The sequence below is a fragment of the Paenibacillus glycanilyticus genome (assembly GCF_051200795.1).
GTDB lineage: Bacteria > Bacillota > Bacilli > Paenibacillales > Paenibacillaceae > Pristimantibacillus > Pristimantibacillus glycanilyticus.
In genome coordinates this window covers 1,335,135-1,354,233 of sequence record NZ_CP195155.1, presented here as the reverse complement: position 1 = coordinate 1,354,233, position 19,099 = coordinate 1,335,135, and the positions used below count along the sequence as shown (strand labels likewise).

The 19,099-nt window shown below is 49.2% G+C and carries 13 protein-coding genes; 2 read left to right on the top strand and 11 right to left on the bottom strand.

Annotated features, from left to right (window positions below; translation table 11 throughout):
• Positions 1-108 precede the first annotated feature (108 nt).
• The 9 genes from ACR9FF_RS06145 to ACR9FF_RS06105 all read right to left on the bottom strand — a co-directional run bounded on the left by ACR9FF_RS06145 (position 109) and on the right by ACR9FF_RS06105 (position 13,545).
• A complete protein-coding gene (locus ACR9FF_RS06145; RefSeq protein WP_435169712.1) occupies positions 109-1,680 on the bottom strand; it encodes an extracellular solute-binding protein in 1,572 nt (523 codons plus the stop codon).
• A gap of 56 nt (positions 1,681-1,736) precedes the next feature.
• Complete coding sequence (locus ACR9FF_RS06140) at positions 1,737-2,621, bottom strand: carbohydrate ABC transporter permease (RefSeq protein ID WP_435169710.1); 885 nt, start codon at positions 2,619-2,621, stop codon at positions 1,737-1,739.
• An 18-nt stretch (positions 2,622-2,639) separates the two neighbouring features.
• Positions 2,640-3,563 (bottom strand): ABC transporter permease, encoded by a 924-nt coding sequence (locus ACR9FF_RS06135; RefSeq protein ID WP_435169708.1) that lies wholly within the window; start codon positions 3,561-3,563, stop codon positions 2,640-2,642.
• 291 nt (positions 3,564-3,854) lie between these two features.
• On the bottom strand, positions 3,855-4,505 hold the full coding sequence (locus tag ACR9FF_RS06130; protein ID WP_435169706.1) for a hypothetical protein: 651 nt from the start codon (positions 4,503-4,505) through the stop codon (positions 3,855-3,857).
• 21 nt (positions 4,506-4,526) lie between these two features.
• Positions 4,527-4,958, bottom strand: a complete 432-nt coding sequence (locus ACR9FF_RS06125; protein ID WP_435169704.1) for a hypothetical protein — start codon at positions 4,956-4,958, stop codon at positions 4,527-4,529.
• Between the two features lie 15 nt (positions 4,959-4,973).
• Complete coding sequence (locus ACR9FF_RS06120) at positions 4,974-8,606, bottom strand: AAA family ATPase (protein WP_435169702.1); 3,633 nt, start codon at positions 8,604-8,606, stop codon at positions 4,974-4,976.
• A 201-nt stretch (positions 8,607-8,807) separates the two neighbouring features.
• Complete coding sequence (locus ACR9FF_RS06115; protein ID WP_435169700.1) at positions 8,808-10,172, bottom strand: MATE family efflux transporter; 1,365 nt, start codon at positions 10,170-10,172, stop codon at positions 8,808-8,810.
• A 190-nt stretch (positions 10,173-10,362) separates the two neighbouring features.
• Positions 10,363-11,688: an ABC transporter substrate-binding protein gene (locus ACR9FF_RS06110; RefSeq protein WP_435169698.1), complete on the bottom strand. Its 1,326-nt coding sequence runs from the start codon at positions 11,686-11,688 to the stop codon at positions 10,363-10,365.
• A 51-nt stretch (positions 11,689-11,739) separates the two neighbouring features.
• Positions 11,740-13,545, bottom strand: a complete 1,806-nt coding sequence (locus tag ACR9FF_RS06105) for a cache domain-containing sensor histidine kinase (protein WP_127490966.1) — start codon at positions 13,543-13,545, stop codon at positions 11,740-11,742.
• Positions 13,546-13,661: 116 nt separating this feature from the next.
• Between ACR9FF_RS06105 and ACR9FF_RS06100 the strand changes: the two genes are divergently transcribed.
• Positions 13,662-16,394, top strand: coding sequence for an alpha-mannosidase (locus ACR9FF_RS06100; RefSeq protein ID WP_435169696.1), 2,733 nt, complete (start codon positions 13,662-13,664; stop codon positions 16,392-16,394).
• Positions 16,395-16,465: 71 nt separating this feature from the next.
• Here the strand turns inward: ACR9FF_RS06100 and ACR9FF_RS06095 are convergent, their stop codons facing one another.
• A complete protein-coding gene (locus ACR9FF_RS06095; RefSeq protein WP_248758138.1) occupies positions 16,466-18,097 on the bottom strand; it encodes a response regulator transcription factor in 1,632 nt (543 codons plus the stop codon).
• A gap of 178 nt (positions 18,098-18,275) precedes the next feature.
• Positions 18,276-18,509 carry an HPr family phosphocarrier protein gene (locus ACR9FF_RS06090; protein WP_015842777.1) on the bottom strand — a complete coding sequence of 78 codons (234 nt, stop codon included), beginning with the start codon at positions 18,507-18,509 and terminating at the stop codon, positions 18,276-18,278.
• 80 nt (positions 18,510-18,589) lie between these two features.
• On the opposite strand from ACR9FF_RS06090, the gene ACR9FF_RS06085 reads away from it, so the two are divergent.
• On the top strand, positions 18,590-19,066 hold the full coding sequence (locus ACR9FF_RS06085) for a DUF2663 family protein (protein WP_127490972.1): 477 nt from the start codon (positions 18,590-18,592) through the stop codon (positions 19,064-19,066).
• The last annotated feature ends 33 nt before the right edge of the window (positions 19,067-19,099 follow it).

Genomic DNA, 19,099 nt, shown 5'->3' with positions numbered 1-19,099 from the left:
TGAATTGTATCCGCTTACAAGTCCAAGAAAAAGAGAAGCCCCCCATAGGTGTCATCAGGCCGGCTTCTCTTGTTTGTCTGTGCGATATGTTAGTAGATTGCTGCTGGATTACTTCTTGTTGGCAAGAAATGCGTCGATCTGTTTTTGGGTCTCAGCGATAATGGTATCCAGACCGTTTTTCTTTTGCGCTTCGATGTAGTCGTTAACTGCTTTGTCAACATCCTTCACTACGCCGAATTCAATTGGCCGGCTCAGCTCGTCGCTTGCCGCATCGCGTTTTGCCAACTCGTTTTTCATCGTGTCTTCCGCGAGGAACAGACCGTCGATTGGCGAGTTAACGTTGTTAGGCTCGCTTGCGAATTTCGCTTCGTTCACCCAGAAGTCCGGTCCGTAAGTCATCGTTGGACGCATGAATTGCGGCTTCCAGAACGCCCATTGGCCGCCCCACTCCATGTAGTTGCTTGTTGTTGTATCCATGCCTTCCGGATATTCGGCCGTATCTCCGTTCAGAACGTAAGTCTTGCCTTCGATACCGTATTGAACAAGATCGTAAAGCGTTTTGTCCGTTTCCATCATGTCGAGGAAGCGGAGCACGCGATCCGCGTTTTTGGAGTTGCGGTTAATAGCAACAACGTTAGCGAGCGCTGTTCGGTTCACGAACTTTTTATCCGGATAAAGCACGGAAGATGACAGTTTGTACGTCGGATCGGAGAAGCCTGGATTCGCGTTAACCCATTCATGGGAAGTAAGCGTCACGAGCATTTTACCGTTTCTCCACTCGGCTGCTCCATCCGTTTTGTCGATCATGGCATCACGGTTAATCAGGTTGTCGTCATACCATGTTTTGACCAGCTTGGATGCTTCCATATAAAATGGCTGTTGCTCGACCGGCTGAACCTTTACGGCTGGATCGTTCAAGTAGAAGCCAAGGCCATGGAAGTTCAGGTCCACCCACTCATCACGGACCATATACATGGACAACGGGGTTGTGCGGTTAATCCTTTCGTTCGGATAAGCTTCCTTCATCTGGCGGAGCAATTTGTCAAGATCCTCAATCGTCTTAATCGAACCTTCCGGAACATCGATTCCCGCTTTTTCAGTCAAATCGGAACGCCAGGCGATGAACTTACGTTCATTCATCTTCATCGTCCATGGCAGGCCTACGATATTGCCGTTAACAGTAGCGGCGCCAAGTGTGCCTTGCTCCTGGTATTTCTTGTAAAGGTTAGGCGCATACTCGGGCAGCAGATCGTTCAGCGTCATGTAAGAGCCTTTTGCCGCCATTTGCTTGTAGGACAGCCAATCGCCGTCAAAGTTCATATCCCATTTATCGCCGGAAGCGGCCATAACGAGCATTTTATCCTTGAAGTCGCCAAACGGAATAAAGTTGATATCGAATTTAACGTTAAGTCCTTTTTCTTTCACGTACTCGCTGACTTTGGACCATACTTCGTCCGTAGCCGCTTTTTTATCGCCGCCGAAGTAGAACTTCAGCGTCACTTCTTTTTCCGGCTCCGTGCTTTCGGCTGCCGTGCTTTCTTTAGGAGTGTTCCCGCCGCTGCTGCTATCGCTTGGCGTGTTGCCGTTGCCGTTATTGGAGCTGCTGCATGCCGACAGCATTAAGCTGAGCGACATCGTAGTAGCGAGAGCTAACGACATAATGCGGACCTTCTTCTTCATCCTGACCTCTCCCTTATGCTTGTGATTTATATACTACACGGCGTTAGCCGATATAGTCATCCTTTTACTGCGCCTACCATAAGTCCTTTGACGAAATAACGCTGCAGGAACGGATACAGGAAAACGATTGGACCGATCGTAACGACCGTAAGCGCCATCTTGATCGATTCCGACGGAATTTGCGCCGATATGCGCTGCATCGCCGAAGCGTTGCTCGAGCTCTTAAGAAACTCAACGTTGGATACCAATGTTCTTAGCAGCAGCTGCAGGGGCTGAAGCTCCTGCTTGTCGACGAACATGAGGCCGAGGAACCAGTCGTTCCAGTAGCTCAAGGCGACGAACAATCCTACAGTGGCGAGTACGGGCAGCGAAAGCGGCATGATCAGGCGGTAGAAAATTTTGAATTCCCCCGCTCCGTCCATTTTCGCCGACTCGTTAATCTCTTCCGGAATCGAATTCATGAAGTTGCGGATTAGGAACATATTAAACGCGTTGGCGAGCATCGGCAGAATCAATGCCCAAAGCGTGTCCTTCAAATTCAGATAATGAACGCAGATGATATACCAAGGTACCAGACCGCCGTTGAACAGCATCGTAATGATGACGTAGACGGATAAAATATTCCGGTACTTGAACGACCTCCTCGCCATTACATAGGCGCCCATACTGGTGACAAACACCGATAGAATGGTACCGGCAACGGTTACGAGAATGCTGATGCCGTAAGCATCGATAATTCGGTTGGAACCGAGGAGCAAGATTTTGTAAGAGTCAAGCGTAATGTGATGCGGCCACACCGTATAGCCGAAATCCATAATGTCCTTCTCTGTGCTTAGCGAGCCCGATATAACCATGATGAACGGGAATAGGCAGGACAAGCTGAACAAGGAAATGACGAGAATAATCAGAGATTGCGAGATTGAGAACCTTTTTGCGGGCATATTGAGTTTCCTCCGTTCCTAGAAGATAGCTGAATCTTTATCGATTTTGCGTGCCGCGTAGTTGCTCGCGATAACCAGGACAAATGCGATCATGGACTGCAGGAAGCCTGCCGCGGATGCCATGCCGATGTCGCCGGATTTACGCAAGCTGCGGTACACGAACGTATCGATAACGTCTGTCGTCGGGAACAGCAGGGAAGCATCGCCAACCATCGCGTAAAACATCCCGAAGTCCGCATTCATAATTCTTCCCACGGCGAGCAGCGTTAGTATGATAACCGTTGGACGCAGCATCGGAAGACTGATGTAACGGATTTGCTGCCATCTTGTCGCTCCGTCGATCGAAGCCGCTTCATAATAAGAGTTATCCACGGAAGTCAGAGCGGCCAGGTAGATGATCGTGCCGTAACCCGTTGCCTTCCACCTGATTGCAATGGTTAGAATCAGCGGCCATAAGCCTGCTTCACTGTAGAAGTCGATTGGCTGGAGGCCAATGGTTATAAGGAAGTGGTTAATCGCACCGCTCTCGAAGTCGAGCAGGTTGTAGGCGAATACGCCAACGACGATCCAGGAGATAAAGAACGGCAGGAACGTCAGGGATTGCGATACCCGTTTGAAATATTTGTTCCTGACCTCGTTCAGCAGAAGCGCGAATCCGACTTCGAAAATGAGGCCAACGGTGATAAACAGCGCATTCAGCAGAATCGTGTTTCTCACGGCCCGGAACGCCGTGTCCGAGGAGAACAGGTAATCAAAGTTATCGAATAGCGGATCCATCCAGTCGCTGCCGAAGATGCCTTTTGTAAAGTCGAAATCTTTGAAGGCGATTACAAGTCCGGCCAGCGGCAGGTAGTTGAACAAAAATAGGAGTACCGCTACAGGGAGGAACATAAGCAGTAAGGTGCGATTTTTAAACAATTCCCGAATGACTCCATTTTTCATAGCGTTTTCCCTTCTCTCTTGTGATAGTTTTATTGTAGATTTGAGGGAAATCGAAAACCATGAGTGAATCTTATCCTTTCTAGTTTGGGATTAAACAAAGCCGAACTAGGGACGATTTTTGTATTGATTAGAGATTAGATACGCCTTTTGTGGGGGAGAGGGTATGTCCCTTCTCCTAAATGGGCGGTATCAATACCTTAATCAAAGCAAAAAGCCGTCCGAAATGGACGGCTTTGTTTGTATGGGTGTTGTTGCTCGCTGTAAAATATAGAATCAGTGAAATGACTAACTTTAAGGAATAGTCAGATTATACGTGTTGGCCGTTCCTTCAGGCGCTGCGTTAAAATAGGAGCTATTATTTGCTGCACCGGGGAACTTGATGCCGTAGGTAATGCCGCCTCCACCATCTTTATCTCCCACAATCTCGACCTTGCTTGGTAGAGTGATTTCCAACGGTACCGGTTTATGCATGATTTGGATATTAGCTGCAATAACAACATCATTCACTTTTACCGTCACGACATCACCATCTTCAGCTGCAAAATCCCAAATGAGTACTCGACTTGAGTTTTTACCTTTTTTCATCTCAATATCATAATCTCTCGGTACCAAATCTGCGTCAGCATCCGCAGAAATCAATGTTGTACCTGCGGGTATCCCCTTACCTATACCATTGGAAACTACATCTTTCATTGAGTAATTTTTCATACCTCCTATAAATATTCCAATTGCGATAGTCACAATTGCAGTGATTCCTATCCAAAATTGATGCTTCTTAATCCATTTAGGTTTCTGTACAACTGGTACTGAGATTTCCGATTCAGGTTCAGCATTAGAATTTAACTCTTGATTCTCGTGTTTCAGGTACCATTGCGAATCGAGTGGTCGAATATTAGATTGATTATTCCTTTGGTTCTGTCTATTACCTTTATTAAATGCCATGAAATTCCCCCCATATATAGACTAAGTCTCTTCCTTTGGGACTCTTTGGATCATCGGATACTTCCAATACAGTAATGACATCAATAGCCGGGTTACAATAAAAGCAATCAATGCCAGAGTAACTGCCCCTGCTTTTGAAAAAAGTGCTTCATCCGCCCATTTATTTAAGATCACAATACCTGTATTTATAGCTGCGCAAGTGTAAATACACATGTGCAAAAGTGGTAACAGTATTGTAATTTTACGGTACGGTTTCCCGAAAAATTGGCTTCGTGTTGCTATATAGACCAGAAATGCTGAAAAACCAATAATAGTAAAAGCTATAGTTGAAGCCGGTACTTCATTTTCTATAATGGATACTGCATCACTAAAAACCATAATAGGCATTAACAGGGTAATTGGAATCATTAAAATCATTAAAGGGTGGTACAATATCGCTATCAACCATTTCAATTTATTTTCGCCCTCCTACTCTACAAAGTCTTTAGCTGTAATTGTAGATAATTCCTCAGCTGTCGCATCAACCTTGGCGCTTAGTCTCATCGCATGACTTCTTATCGCCTTCTCAACTAAATTCCGTACCAAACGTCCGTTTCCGGCGCTTTGATTCCCCTTATATTTCTCCAGGATGCCACGCAGCTTGCTCTCAGCTTCCCCTTGCATGACGTAGCCTTGTGAACTAATCAAGTTATGAGAAATTTGAACGAGTTCGTCTAATGAATAGTCCGGGAACGTAATAATATTCGGAAAACGGGATCGCAGTCCGGCATTCTGGTCGAGAAATCTCTCCATGTCTTGATCGTAACCGGCTAATATAACTAATAGCCTGTCCCGATAATCATCCATCGCCTTCACAAGCGTATCAATGGCTTCCTTCCCGAACTGATCCCCCTCCGCCAATGCATATGCTTCATCTACAAAAAGCACACCGCCAAGCGCGCTTTCGATGACCTCTTTCGTCTTAAGGGCTGTCTGGCCAACGTAGCCGGCGACTAATCCCGAGCGATCGGTCTCAATAAGTGTGTCTGTCTTAATAACTCCCAATTCTCTTAATCGGCGCGCCAATATGCGAGCAATCGTTGTCTTGCCTGTACCCGGATTCCCTTTGAATACCATGTGCAGCGTCTGAGCAGACGCCTTCTGAAGCCCAAGCTCTTGTCTGCGCTTGGCTACCTCGATTTGTGCGGACATGCTGCGCACAAAATCTTTAACCGTTGCCAGTCCTACCACTTCATCTAAAGTGTTAAGAGCATTCGTTGTATTGCCTGCTGGATTTGCTTCGTCCACAATACCGAAATCTTCCACTAGAAGCTCATTAAGCTTCTCCCGCGCAATTTCCGGATGCTCCGCAAGCCGCTCTGCCTGTTGACGAATTGCCGCTTCCAAAGTATTGCGGACCAAGCGGCCATTGCCTCCGTCTTTTTTGCCCGGAATTTGCTTCCTTTCGTAATAATCGCGAAGTAACTGACTCACGTTTGAATCCATGACAAAGCCCCTGGATTTTATCATTAAGGATGCGATACGCTCCATCTCGTCGGCTGTATAATCGGGAAATTCAATTTGCAGCGGAAAACGAGAGGACATCCCGGGATTAACTCGAACGAAAGCTTGCATATCTTCTGTATATCCCGCTAATATTACGACAAGATTATCCTTGTGCAGTTCAATCAAACGAACTAGAGTATCGATGGCTTCCTTCCCAAAGCCCCCGCCTTGTACGCCGTCTTGCGCTAGGGCATAAGCTTCGTCAATAAACAAAACGCCACCAAGCGCGGATTCTACCACAATCTTGGTCTTGTTTGCCGTTTGGCCCACATACTCCGCTACTAAATCTGAACGATCAACCTCGACAAGATGACCTTTTTTCAAATACCCCATTGATTGGAGCATGCGGGCGAGTAATCTGGCCATAGTTGTCTTGCCTGTACCCGGATTACCGGAAAAAATCATATTAATCGTTTGCCCCGTATCAACGTGTATGCCCGCTTCTTTGCGTCTGCGGTCAACAACCAACTGTTTCTCCAACGCCCGGATGAACGCTTTGACCTTTTCCATGCCAACAATAGCTGCGAGTTCATTCTCAATATTAAATACTTCTTTCTCGCCAATTCCAAAATCTTCCCCGATAAGAAGCTGTAAATTCGCTTCGCCCGTTTTGCTTATTCGGGTAGACTGTTTGCGAACGGCCTCTTCGAAAAGATTGCGGACCATGCGGCCATTGCCGCTATCGTTGCGGCCGGGAATTTGTTTTTGCCCGAATAACTCCAATAAGCCCTCATTTGCGTTCTGGTCAATCTCGAAGCCGTTCGACTTAGCTATGCGAAGGAGAATATCCAGCATATCATTCGGCGTATAATCCGGGAATTCAACGATATAAGGAAATCTTGACCTCAACCCAGGGTTTGCCCGCAAGAAAGTTTCCATTTCTTGCGTATAGCCCGCAATGACAACAACGAGATTATCACGATGATCCTCCATCGCTTTTACGATTGTATCAATAGCTTCAAGGCCAAATGAATCGCTATCGTTACGTGCCAGTGTATAGGCTTCGTCAATAAATAGAACACCGCCTATTGCTTCATTTATCTTGGCCATTGTCTTAGGAGCGGTTGAACCCAGGTATTGACCCACAAGATCCTGTCTTGCAACCTCTACCAACTGACCGTGGGACAATAAGCCCATGGCTTTTAGAATACGCGCAACCAAGCGAGCGACAGTCGTTTTGCCCGTTCCCGGATTACCGGTGAAAACCATATGAAGCGCCATGGCTACAGTGTTATGGCCTTCCCGTGACCTAAGCCGGTTGACTTGCACAGTCTCCAGCAATTCCTCTACGAATTCCTTTACCGACTCCAAACCGGTTAACTGTTGAAGCTCTTGCAGAACCTCATCAACGGATTCCGTGCGGTCAAATGACTGCACCTTGATCGGAACCTCAATTTGACGAGTTTCTACCGAGAATACACCATTCTCAAACTTAATTTTGACTTTGTCTTTCCTGCGAATCTCATTTCTAGCACGCAAGCCCGCCACCACTGGCATGAGCTCATTATCTATCCAATATTGAACTGCCTCGCCAAACGTTTTGTTCATCGTAGCCATTTCAGCTAATGCATCAATTACAGAAGAAGAAACGGAAACCGATACTTCTGCTTGCTCCGATAATTTCTCTATGGCTTTATTAATTAGAGATTCCGTAATTCGCTCTAGAGACTGATGATCTAGAGGCAGAGAAATAACGGCAGTCCTGATGCTGCGCAAAACGGATACAGGTATTTGTGCGGCTATATCGGACGGAATCTGACTGCCATTCTCGCGTTTAGTGATTGGATAATCCATATAAAAGACCAGAAAAAAATTCGCTGCGTTAATACGCACCCCTTCTTTGATGCGAAAACTCCCTTCAGATGCAAGCTGTGCAACTAAGTTAAGAATAGAAGCATTTGCCTCATTGAATCCACGGAATATAACTGTACCTTCCCCATCCGCAAAAGCACTGGACATATCGGTAATGAAATTACCCGAGATTTCTTCCTCTTCATACCTGCTTAGATCGATTTCCACCGCTTGCTGCCTAAGACTCAGCCTGTGCGGATGCATGGCACTAACCAACTGGTCGAGTACCGTCTTTTTGCCTGTGCCTGCATTTCCCGCCAATAGAATCACATTTCGGGCTTGTCCTTTCCGTTCATTAATGTATCCTTGCTTATAAGCGGCGATCAACTCCGTGATCAGTGATTCTTGGCCGTATACCTTGCTGTTGATTTCCGACTCTATGGATTGGAAAATCTTTTCGATTTCATTAATACTTAGCTCGAATGTTTCTGCATTTGGAGTAGCTGCAGAATAACTATTCGCTGTTGCGGAGTTATTGCCGGTTCCAAACGAAGGATTTAAGTTTGCCGCTGCTCCTCTGTGATTCAATCTGGAACTGCGTTGCTGATATTCATGAGAAAACTGCTGTGAGCTTTCTTTTTTTCGCTTTGGAAATGAAGGCTCTTTAGGGGCAAAAAAACCTTTCTCTTTAACCAATTGAATGAGTTGCATTTCTGGCAGAAGAAACCGAAACGCAGCATAAACTCTTCTAAGTAGTATCTTCATAGTCATGCTATCCTCTCTAAAGCCGCAGAGAGCTCTATTTTTCTACAGTATATCACAATATATGGCAGAGTAATCTAGCTATTAAGGCTTATGGACTAGCCAAAAGTTCATAGTTTCTAAATACAAAACCTTGTCAACAGCCACTAGAAAGATCCTCGTAGAAAAAAAACAAAGACGTCCGTAATGGACGTCTTCTCTTTTTCACATATGTCCTGCCGATGAGGTTACCGGTACTTTGCCTGTCTTCACTTTCACTTGCGACCAGTTAATCGTCAAGTAGCGCCATCCGTTCGCAACCGCCGAAAGCACGATGAGCAGGCATAGCGCGGACCAAGCGCCGGTTTGCCCCCAATCTAGCACTCTGGTTAACAAAATCGTTAGCGGGATGAATAACAGCCAGTTCAAGATAAGTGCCGTCCGGGACAAAAACGTGGTGTCCCCTATGCCTCGAAGTCCGCCGCCGAAAATAATGTTTGCCCCTGTGAACAGCTGGACGCAAGCGGTTAGATGGATAAGCGCAATCGCCGTTTCGTACACTTCCCTCTCCGAGGTATACAGCTTGGCGATCGGCAAGGCGAACAGGAAGAAGACGACCGAGATCAACGCCATAAAGATAAGGCCTAGATAAACCGTCACAATCCCGAATCTTCGGGCAAAAGCCCCGTTGCCCTTCCCCACTTCCTGGCCAATCCCGATCGTAGCCGCAGCGCCGAAGCCATTCGAAGGCATAAACCCGAAGGACAAGATGTTAAGCGCAATCTCATTGGCGGCAATAGCGGTTGTGCCAAGCCTTGTAATACATGCGGTAAACACAAGCATTCCAACGCTGTTGGACAGTTCCGTAATGCCTAGCTTAACGCTCTCGAACAACAATAGGCGCACCTGTTGAACCTCGATGCGTACCCAGCTTCGCGTTGCGTACATGCCGCTCATGAAACTGTAATAGACCAACAATCCAAGCAGGAAGGTCACCGCTTCGGCAGCCACCATGCTCCAAGCCGCTCCTTGAAGCCCCAGCTCCGGAAAACCGAACTTTCCATAGGCAAGGACATAAGTTAAGGTAACGACCAATGCGCTATTAATGAGCGAGAGGGTCATTGGCGTACGCGTATCCCCAACCGCCCGCATATAAGCAAAAAATACGGTATTAAACATCGTAAAGATCAGCGCAATCATTCTCACCAGCAAATAAGGAGAGCCAAGGGTAAGGATGGTTTCATTCGAGCCCATAAGATAGAGAATACCGTAAGGAAGCAGGAAGCTGCCTATGAGCAGGGTCACTCCCTGTACGGCCGTAATTAAAAGCGCAATCTGCATCCGTTGGTTTCCCTGCCGGATATTGCCGGAGCCATAGTTCTGGGCAACGAGAAAGTTAATCGCTCCTTGCACGCCGGAGAATAAAGCCCATAGATTATAAATGATAATGTTCGTAATACCGACAACCGCAATGGATGCCGCTCCCAGATTTCCGACGATCATAAGCACCAGCAATCCGGTAAAAGTCATGGAGGAAAATGTGGCGATAGACGGAATCGCTAATGTTAGGATTCGTTTGACCAACTGCAAGACTGCACCTCTTCATATGGAATTCGATTCTGCCCGGTCTTTACTATAGGCAAAGCAAAACCTGTTTTCATTATAGGAGGGAGTCCCCCCGCTGAAAAGAAGTGATATGAAGATCAGTTACTATCCTTGGGTATAGTTGTGCGGAGAACAAACAAAAAGCCATCCATTTAAAATGGATGGCTTCATTTCTTTATTTAGCCGTCTGCCGCTTCCACTGCTCGCGAAGCTGCAGCGTCTTCTTATTCCAGCTTGTCGTCTCCGGGATCAAATGCTCGATATCGTAACCGTTGAACACGATCTCGTTGATCATGTTGACCCAGTTGTATTCGGAGAAACCGGGGATCGTTGCTCCCGGAAGGACAAGGCCGTTGTCTTTGGTCATCTTGACCGCTTCGATATTGCGGCCCTGCCAGATTGGAGCTGCGTCGATATAATCGGTCAGCTCCGGATCTATGACGGAAGCATTGGCGCCCTCGTCGATCTTCCACTTCTGCGCTTCCAGCTCGAACTGGAAGCTGATCCATTTGTAAGCTTCATCCTTATGCTCCGATCCGCTGAGCAGAGCCAGCGGTCCGTAAATGTGGAAAGAATATTGATTCAGCTTCCCGCGCGGAAACGGAAGGATATCCCAGTTAAACTTTGCATCCTTCTTCAACCGCGGCAGCAGCCAGTCGCCTCCGACTTCAAAGGCTGTCTTGCCATTCATGAAATTGCGCGCGACATCATGCTGCTCCTTGGCCTTGGACCACGAGAGCATGGAGCCGTCTTCCGTCACAAAGCCGCTCAGCCAGCGCACATCATCCAGAACGGCCGGCGTGTTAAGCAGGCTTTGGGTCATGCTCTCGTCCAAATAAGCCAGATTGGCCGCATGGCCGTCAGCCGCCGCCTTAAGCGGGAGCAGGCGCATGACGAATTCATTGCTTGTCGTAAGTCCGTATTCGCCCTGCGCGGGGTCGGTTACCTGCTTCGCAATGGATCGGAAGTCATCAAACGTCCAGCTGTTTGGCGGCATTTCCACCCCGTGCTTGGCCAGTAAATCCTTGTTAACGACAATCCACATCGGCACATCCACGAACGGCACGGCTAGTCTGCGCCCGCGGAAATTCATCGTATCGAAGTAACCGTCCGGGAGCACTTTATCCTGGAAGGAGGAGTCCTTGTCCATATAAGGCTTCAAATTTTCCAACAGCCCTTTTTCCTCATAGGCGAGCAGATCTCCGTCAATCCAGGCCAGGTCGGCAGGTGTCCCGGCCTTCTGCAGCTCTTTGATTTTCGCCATAATGTCCTTCTCGTTCGCTTCCACCTTAACCGGCTCAATCGTAATCCAGGGATATTTCTTATGGAACATCTCGTACAGCTGCAGGTAACGGTCATCCGCCCAAGTGAGCAGCCTGAGCGTAACCGGCGCGGGCTCCGGAGACTTGGCGGGAGACTCTGCCGAATAGCCGGAGCATGCGGCAAGAACCAGTATAAGCGTCAGGAGTAAACTTCCAATAACGTAACGTCTGTTATTCAATTGATACTCCTCCTTTTATAGCAGCATGACATGGAACGTGCTCCCCTTTTTTCACTCAAAGGTCGAATCCAGCTCCTGGCCTTCCTTCAGCACCGGATGCCTTAACGTAATTTTGGTTCCGATCTCCGGTCCCGTTACAATTTTCAGCTTATACGCCTCGCCAAAATACAGCTGCAGCCGGTCATTCACGTTACGCAGTCCCACGCCTCTGCGCGATGGCGAGAACTTGCCGCCTGACGGTTCCTCCGCCTGCTCAAGCTGGTCGAGCACATGCTGCGGTATGCCTTTCCCATTATCGGCGATATCAATCACAATATCATCCTCTTCTTGCCTTGCGGCAATCATGATCTTCCCTTTGTCGAAGTTATCCCTCACGCTATGCTGGATCGCATTCTCCACAAGGGGCTGCAAGAGCAGCCGGAGGAACGGCAGCTCCAGCGTTTCCTCATCGCAAGCGTACAGGATCCGGACGGTCTTGCCCATCCGTGCCTGCTCAATCGCCACATAAGCTTTCACCTGATCGAATTCCCGCTTCAGCGTCGTGATTTCTTTCCCTTGGTTGAGGCTCAAGCGAAGCAAATTGCCAAGCGCCGATACCATCTCGCTAATATCGCTCCGGCCGTGGTTTTCTGCCTTCCACCTGATCGACTCCAGCGTGTTGTACAGGAAATGCGGATTAATCTGATGGCTGAGCACCTGGAATTCCAGCGCCTTCTTGTTGCGCTCCGAGCGCGCAGCATCCTTCACAAGCCCGTCTATCCGGTGCACCATGCTGCCAACGCTCCGGTACAGCCAGCCTACTTCATCCTTGCGGGAGGACCATGGCGATAAAAAATGGAGATTATCCGATTCCAGCTTGCGCATCAGGCGGACAAGATGGGCGATCGGCTGCGTATACGTTACGGTCAGATAGATTACGACACTGAAGCAGCACACCAAGTACACGATCAGAAAAATAATAAGGACACGGTTAATCTCGTCCATGGCACCGGTCAGCTCTTTGAGCGGCGTTAAACTGACAATCGTCCAAGGATGATTGGCCATCGTCACGTAGGTCGCCAGGTAGGTTTGTCCGCCGATAGCGATGGACTGCGAACCGGCGTCGCTTTTTTTCATATAGCCCACGAAAGACTCCGAAGGGAACGGCTGACCGGTCCATTCATTGACGGCCGAATCGTAATGCACAATGCCTTTATCGTTTACGAGCAGCAGCTTTTGATCCTTGAGCTGATCCGACGGGGAGAAATACCGCTCCAGGAAATCGTCCGACAGATCCGTCGCAATAAGCCCCCTTAGCTTGGAATCATACAATCCGGTAAACCGTTTCACGTAAGTGAGCAGCGGCTTTGCGTATTTCCCCTGCTTCGGCATGGTCAGGTACCAGGTCGGCTCTACCGTTGCTTTCGAACGTTGGAACCAGTACTGGTCGCCAATCCGCACGGACTCATCGATAGATCGCATATAGGAAGGGTACTTCGTTGGATTAATCGGATATACCTTCACCCGGAAAGCATCGATAACCGGCGTGGCATGATAGAGAGCCGTCAACATATTTACCGCAAACGATTCCTCGTCCTGTTCGTCAACGGGCTCCTTGTATAGTAAATCCTGAATGCTTTTATTGCCGATAACCTCGTTGACCTGTTCATTCAAATTATTTAAATAGATTTCGAAGTTCTTCTTCGCCTGAAGAAGATAGCTCATCGTCATCTTTGTATTCGTCTCGGATATCCCCTCAATCGACTTGATGTGGGAATAGTAGGCGAAGAGCAGGAACGGGACAATGATAATAAGCAAAAAGATAAAAATCATACGGTTGCGGAAGGACGACGCCAGCCGAAACGAAACTTTTCTCATAACGATAACATTCCCCCTTAAAGTTTGCGTTTCCCTCATTGTGACGGCATACCCGATTCTTTACACTAGTTGCGTAATGACTAACCTTCTACGAAAAAGAGAAAAGAGGAACCATCATGCCGTCTTCCAAACGCGTTGTTCATGTCATCTCTCATACCCACTGGGACCGGGAATGGTATATGCCGTACGAAGCCCATCACGTCAAGCTGATCGAGACGATGGATACGCTGCTCCGGACCTTCGAATCCGATCCGGAATTCCGAAGCTTCTATCTCGACGGGCAGACGATTGTTCTCGACGATTATTTGCAGGTGTACCCGGAGAAACGGGAGCAGATCCAGAAGCTATGCGATGAGGGCAAGCTCTCCCTTGGTCCTTGGTATATTCTGCAGGACGAATTTCTCACGAGCAGCGAAGCGAATGTACGCAATCTTCAGATCGGTCACCGCGATGCGGCGAAATTCGGGCCGATCTCGAAGCTTGGCTATTTCCCCGATTCCTTCGGCAATATGGGTCAAGCCGCGCAGCTTCTGAAGCAGGCCGGCATTGATACGGCTGTCTTTGGCCGTGGCGTCAAAGCGACCGGATTTAATAACCGGGTGGATGACTCGGGATTGGAATCGCCGTTCTCCGAGCTTGTCTGGCAGTCGCCCGACGGCTCCAGCGTGCTGGGTATCCTGTTTGCCAACTGGTATAACAACGGCATGGAAATTCCGGTTGATCCGGATCAGGCCAAGCCTTATTGGGAGCACCGCCTGGCCCGCGCCGAGTTGTTCGCGTCCACCCGGCATTTGCTATTGATGAACGGCTGCGACCATCAGCCGGTACAGACCAATCTGTCCGAGGCTCTGCGCGTGGCAAGGGAGCTATACCCGGATTATGAATTTGTTCATTCCAACTTCGATGATTACGTGCGGGCGGTTGAGACTGAACGGCCGGATACGCTTAGCGTCACGCGCGGCGAGCTTCGCGGCCAGCAGACCGACGGCTGGTATTCCCTCGTGAATACCGCTTCCGCCCGCGTCTATATTAAACAGTTGAATCAGCAAAATCAGACGCTGCTCGAAAAAGTAGCCGAACCGCTTGCCGCAGCCGCGCATCAGCTTGGCAAGCCTTACCCGCATGGCCTGATGCAGTATGCTTGGAAAACCTTGATGCAGAACCATCCGCATGACAGCATCTGCGGCTGCAGCGTCGATGAGGTCTACGACGAGATGAAGACGCGCTTCGCCAAAAGCATGGAGGTTGGCAAGCGGCTGACGGAAGAAAGCGTCACGTTCATCGGCTCCAGGATCGATACCTCCTCCTTTGCAGCGTACAGCGCGGAAGCCGTGCCTTTTGCCGTCTTTAACACAAGCGGCTACGAAGGCTCATCCGTTGTAACGCTGGAGCTGGAATTCTCCCACCGGTTCTTCGACCAAAGCGAGGATCCGGTAGCGATTGCCGCCGAGGTAAAAGCGCGTACGCAGGGCGAAGGTTATCTAATCAACGCAAAAGGCCAGGCGATTTCGCATTCCGCGGAAGATCTGGGCGTACGCTTCGGCTATGAGCTGCCAAGCGATAAATTCCGCCAGCCCTATATGGCTCGCGCCGTTCGTTTAACCTTTGAGGCGGAGAATCTTCCTCAGCTCGGGTATCAGACGTTCGCCTGGATTCCAAGCCAAGGCAACGCCGTTGCCGGCAAAGCGGGTACGGCTGAAGAGAAGACTCTCCTTAGCGGCGGCCGCGTTATCGAGAACCGCCACCTGAAGCTGACCGTAGAAGATGACGGAAGCTATGCCGTCTATCACAAAACCAGCGGCCAGACCTTCAGCGGACTGGGCGTTTACGAGGATGTTGGCGATATCGGCAACGAATATATTTTCAAACAGCCTGCTCTCGACAAAGCTATTACAACCAAAGGGCTTAAAGCCGCTATTCGCGTCGTGGAGGACACTCCGTACCGAGCGTCGATCGAAATCATCCATTCGCTCGCCATCCCGGCAAGCGCTGACGAACGGTTAGCCCAAGAGATCGGCACGATGGTTGAATTCCGCAACCGGAAAGCCGGACGCTCCGCCGAGCTGGCCCCGCTCGTTATCGTCACCAAGCTTAGTCTGGACCGCAACGGCAAGGGAGTACGCGTCCAGGCAACAATCAACAACGAATCCAAGGATCACCGGCTGCGGGTACTATTGCCTTCCGATGTCGAAGGCTCTACTCATTTTGCCGATTCGATCTTCGAAGTTGCCGAGCGCCAGACAGTTCCGTCCGCGGTATGGGAGAACCCGAGCAACTGCCAGCATTTGCAGACGTTCATCGACGTTCACGATAAAGAGAGAGGGCTGACCACTGCCGGCAAAGGCTTGAACGAATACGAAATCCTGCAGGATGGCCGGAATACGATTGCGCTGACGCTGCTCCGCTGCGTCGGCGAACTAGGCGACTGGGGCGTGTTCCATACGCCGGATGCGCAATGCCTTGGCGCCAATGTCGCCGAATGGATGATCATCCCTTACGGCGGCGTGAACGAGCGTTTTGACGCCTACCGCGAAGCTTACCGGTTCCCGGTACCGCTAACGACGGTTGGCGCACGCTTGCAGGAAGGAGAGCTTCCTCTCTCGGATCAATTCCTCGCTTGGAACGGGGACGGCCTTGCTTTCTCCAGTCTGAAGATCAACGAAGAGCGCGGCGACCTGATGGCTCGCTGGTACAATCTGTCGGGTGAACCAACGGCGCTTGCCGTCCTGCCGAACTCGGCAACGGAAACTTACTTAAGCAACATTATGGAAGATGCCGCGAGCAAGACGGAGGGCGGCAGCATTCCGGTAGAAGGCTATAAAATCGTAACGGTTGGCATCAAGTCTTAAGATCGTTCGGATACAGCAAAAGGCAGTTCCAAAGGGAAAGCGTTATTCACCTTGGATACTGCCTTTATGCGTTACTCGTCAATAATGCCGCGCTGCCTGCGGTATTCTTTGGGCGTGCAGCCAACCTGCTTTTTGAACAGCTTCGAGAAATGAACAGGGTCTTTATAACCGACCTGGTAAGAGATTTGGTACACCTTGTACTGGATGTCGCCAAGCATCTCCTTCGCCTTCTCGATCCTGATATCGGTCAAATATTCAAGGAACGTCTGCCGCTTCTCTTTCTTGAACAGCTTGCTGAGCCATACGGGAGTAACGTGTACGGCGCTTGCCACGCTTTGAAGCGTTAAGCTTTCCGCGTAATCCCGCTGCAATATTTTTTCCGCTTCGCATATAATCTGGCTTGGCGTAGCGGAGAGACTCCGGAAATCGGCCGCGATTTCCTTCAGGCATCGTTCGGCCTGCTCCTTAAGCGACTGCAGCGTATCGTATTGCTCCAGCTGCTCCCAAAGCGCAATGGGATTGCTGCCCCATTTTTTATTCGGAATTCCGGCGGCGGCCGCTTTCCTGAAAATCTCGAACAGCCATTCGAAAATACTCTGCTGAATATCCCGCAGCTGCGTTAGCTGCCACGCCTGTACCATTAATTCGAACCGTTCCATTGCTGCCGTTATATCCTCATCCGATCCGAACTTGACCAGATCCAGTACTTCTTCCGGCTCTGCCAGCTTGAGATCGGCTTGCTCGCTTTCTTCAAAACCGCCTTGCAGCGTAAATACGCGGTTGCCGCCGTAGACGGCCTTCTGCTCGAGAACGCTAAGCGCTTCCGTATACATCTCGTGCAGATGCTCGAAGGTACAAGGGTTCGTCCGGAGTCCAACGCTTGCCTTCACCTTCACGAAATCATTGATTCGCTTGATGCATAGATGCGCGATTCCGCTAGTCAGCTCGGCCTGTTCCGAACGCAGGCAGCTTAACAAAACTAGCCATCTGTTAGAGCTGTCCATGCAGATCGCGTACGGATAAGGATAATCCTCCTCCAGCGTCTGATTCACGACATTGCCGATCCCGAACAGAATCAGGTCCTTCTCCTGCCCGCGCCGGTTCTCAATGGCTTTCAGATCATCGGCGACAATGACCATGACCGTCATATGCTCCACTGTAATCCATTCCATGTTTAACGTCGTCAGCCGGTGGCGCCGTCTTGTTTCCTTATACGGGTCATGCTCCTGCTCCACCATCTCCCGAAGCAGCTCTTCGCGCATTTTCGGAATCGCGAACTTTACCTGGTTCATCAGCTGCTGCTCATTATGCTGCTCGAGCCGCTTCCGCTGAATATTTTCGACCGCTTTGCGGACAATTTGCTCGAGCTCGCTTATATTGATTGGTTTAAGAACATAATCGATCGCTCCGGTCTTCATCGCCTGCTTCACCAGATCAAAATCGTCATAACCGCTCACCACAATGGCTTCCGGATCGTAATCCTTCATCGGCTGCAAGGCGTTCAGAAATTCCAGCCCGGACATGCGGTTCATTTTTATATCCGTTACGATGAGGTCCGGACGTGCATCCTTCGCCAGCATTAGAGCCGTGTCGCCGTCATCGGCAACCAGAACTTCTTCGATCCCAAACGTGCTCCACGGAAAGCGGTTACGTAAACCTTCGCGAATCTCGAACTCGTCATCTACGATTAACACACGCAGCATCCGCTCACCCTTCCCCATGATCTATGATCTATGTTGCAATGCGACCATTATATCCTGTCCGCCTGTATAAGCCTACCTCCATACTAAACGACCCGATTTTGGATTGCACGGGGGTAAAAGCAAACTTTATGGGGATGTATTAAATTGTTGAGGAATGCTGCTGCGCTTACCGTTCTTTCTAACCAATGACGAGAAACGGCTCCAGCTCTTTGAAAAGCTTCTTGTAGTTCACGTCATCCGGGATGACAAGCGTTAACGGCTCGTTAAGCTTTAGTACAAACAGGCCAAGAATCGACTTGGCGTCGGCCATTCCGCTTTTGCCGTGAATCCAGATATCGAAGTCGTAACGCGACACGATATGGTTGATTTGTTCAATGTCCTTCACGTCTCTTACTTTAATGGGCGTAATCATCGGGAAATCCCCTTTCGTCATCCAATTTTTTCTTATTAGTTGTTTGCCGGCAGACATTGCTTTATGCGTACAGGCATAACATGTATTGGACAGGTAAGTTTGAAGGGAGGGGGCTGGCTGGCATGGCTTGGCGTGAACTCGTACCAAACGATGCAAGGAAAACTTTCGAGACACTCATCGACCGTAAGAGAAAGTGGGAAAATTGCAAATCAAGAGCTGTTTTTTGTGCACTGCTATGCTTGTTTTGTTTTTTGATGTTTGGCATTGTCTACTTCCGCAATATCGGCACCATTCACGGCAGCTTTGCGAGATTGTATGAGAGCATTATGAGCAGTTCCTTCCTCATCTTCCTGCTCGCGGTCTTTATCGTCAGCTTTGTTTACCTGTACTGGCTGGCCAAGGAAATCGATAAAGCGAAGAAAAAGTATGAGACTCTTCGGATCGAGACCGTTGATAAATTCGACACAACCTGGCTAAAGAGCATCAACTTCGAGACAAGAAGCGAAATCTCCATCGAGATGAACAGCTACGATATTAATATCGATTATAAAGGTTAAATAAATCCCCCTGTTGCTTGCGGCAGGGGGATT

Bases quoted from the DNA above. Each gene is read 5' to 3' on its own strand.
- ACR9FF_RS06145 (WP_435169712.1), bottom strand. From the start codon at position 1,680: ATGAAGAAGAAGGTCCGCATTATGTCGTTAGCTCTCGCTACTACGATG.
- ACR9FF_RS06135 (WP_435169708.1), bottom strand. From the start codon at position 3,563: ATGAAAAATGGAGTCATTCGGGAATTGTTTAAAAATCGCACCTTACTG.
- ACR9FF_RS06130 (WP_435169706.1), bottom strand. From the start codon at position 4,505: ATGGCATTTAATAAAGGTAATAGACAGAACCAAAGGAATAATCAATCT.
- ACR9FF_RS06095 (WP_248758138.1), bottom strand. From the start codon at position 18,097: ATGCTGCGTGTGTTAATCGTAGATGACGAGTTCGAGATTCGCGAAGGT.
- ACR9FF_RS06140 (WP_435169710.1), bottom strand. From the start codon at position 2,621: ATGCCCGCAAAAAGGTTCTCAATCTCGCAATCTCTGATTATTCTCGTC.
- ACR9FF_RS06105 (WP_127490966.1), bottom strand. From the start codon at position 13,545: ATGAGAAAAGTTTCGTTTCGGCTGGCGTCGTCCTTCCGCAACCGTATG.
- ACR9FF_RS06120 (WP_435169702.1), bottom strand. From the start codon at position 8,606: ATGAAGATACTACTTAGAAGAGTTTATGCTGCGTTTCGGTTTCTTCTG.
- ACR9FF_RS06100 (WP_435169696.1), top strand. From the start codon at position 13,662: ATGCCGTCTTCCAAACGCGTTGTTCATGTCATCTCTCATACCCACTGG.
- ACR9FF_RS06090 (WP_015842777.1), bottom strand. From the start codon at position 18,509: ATGATTACGCCCATTAAAGTAAGAGACGTGAAGGACATTGAACAAATC.
- ACR9FF_RS06085 (WP_127490972.1), top strand. From the start codon at position 18,590: ATGTATTGGACAGGTAAGTTTGAAGGGAGGGGGCTGGCTGGCATGGCT.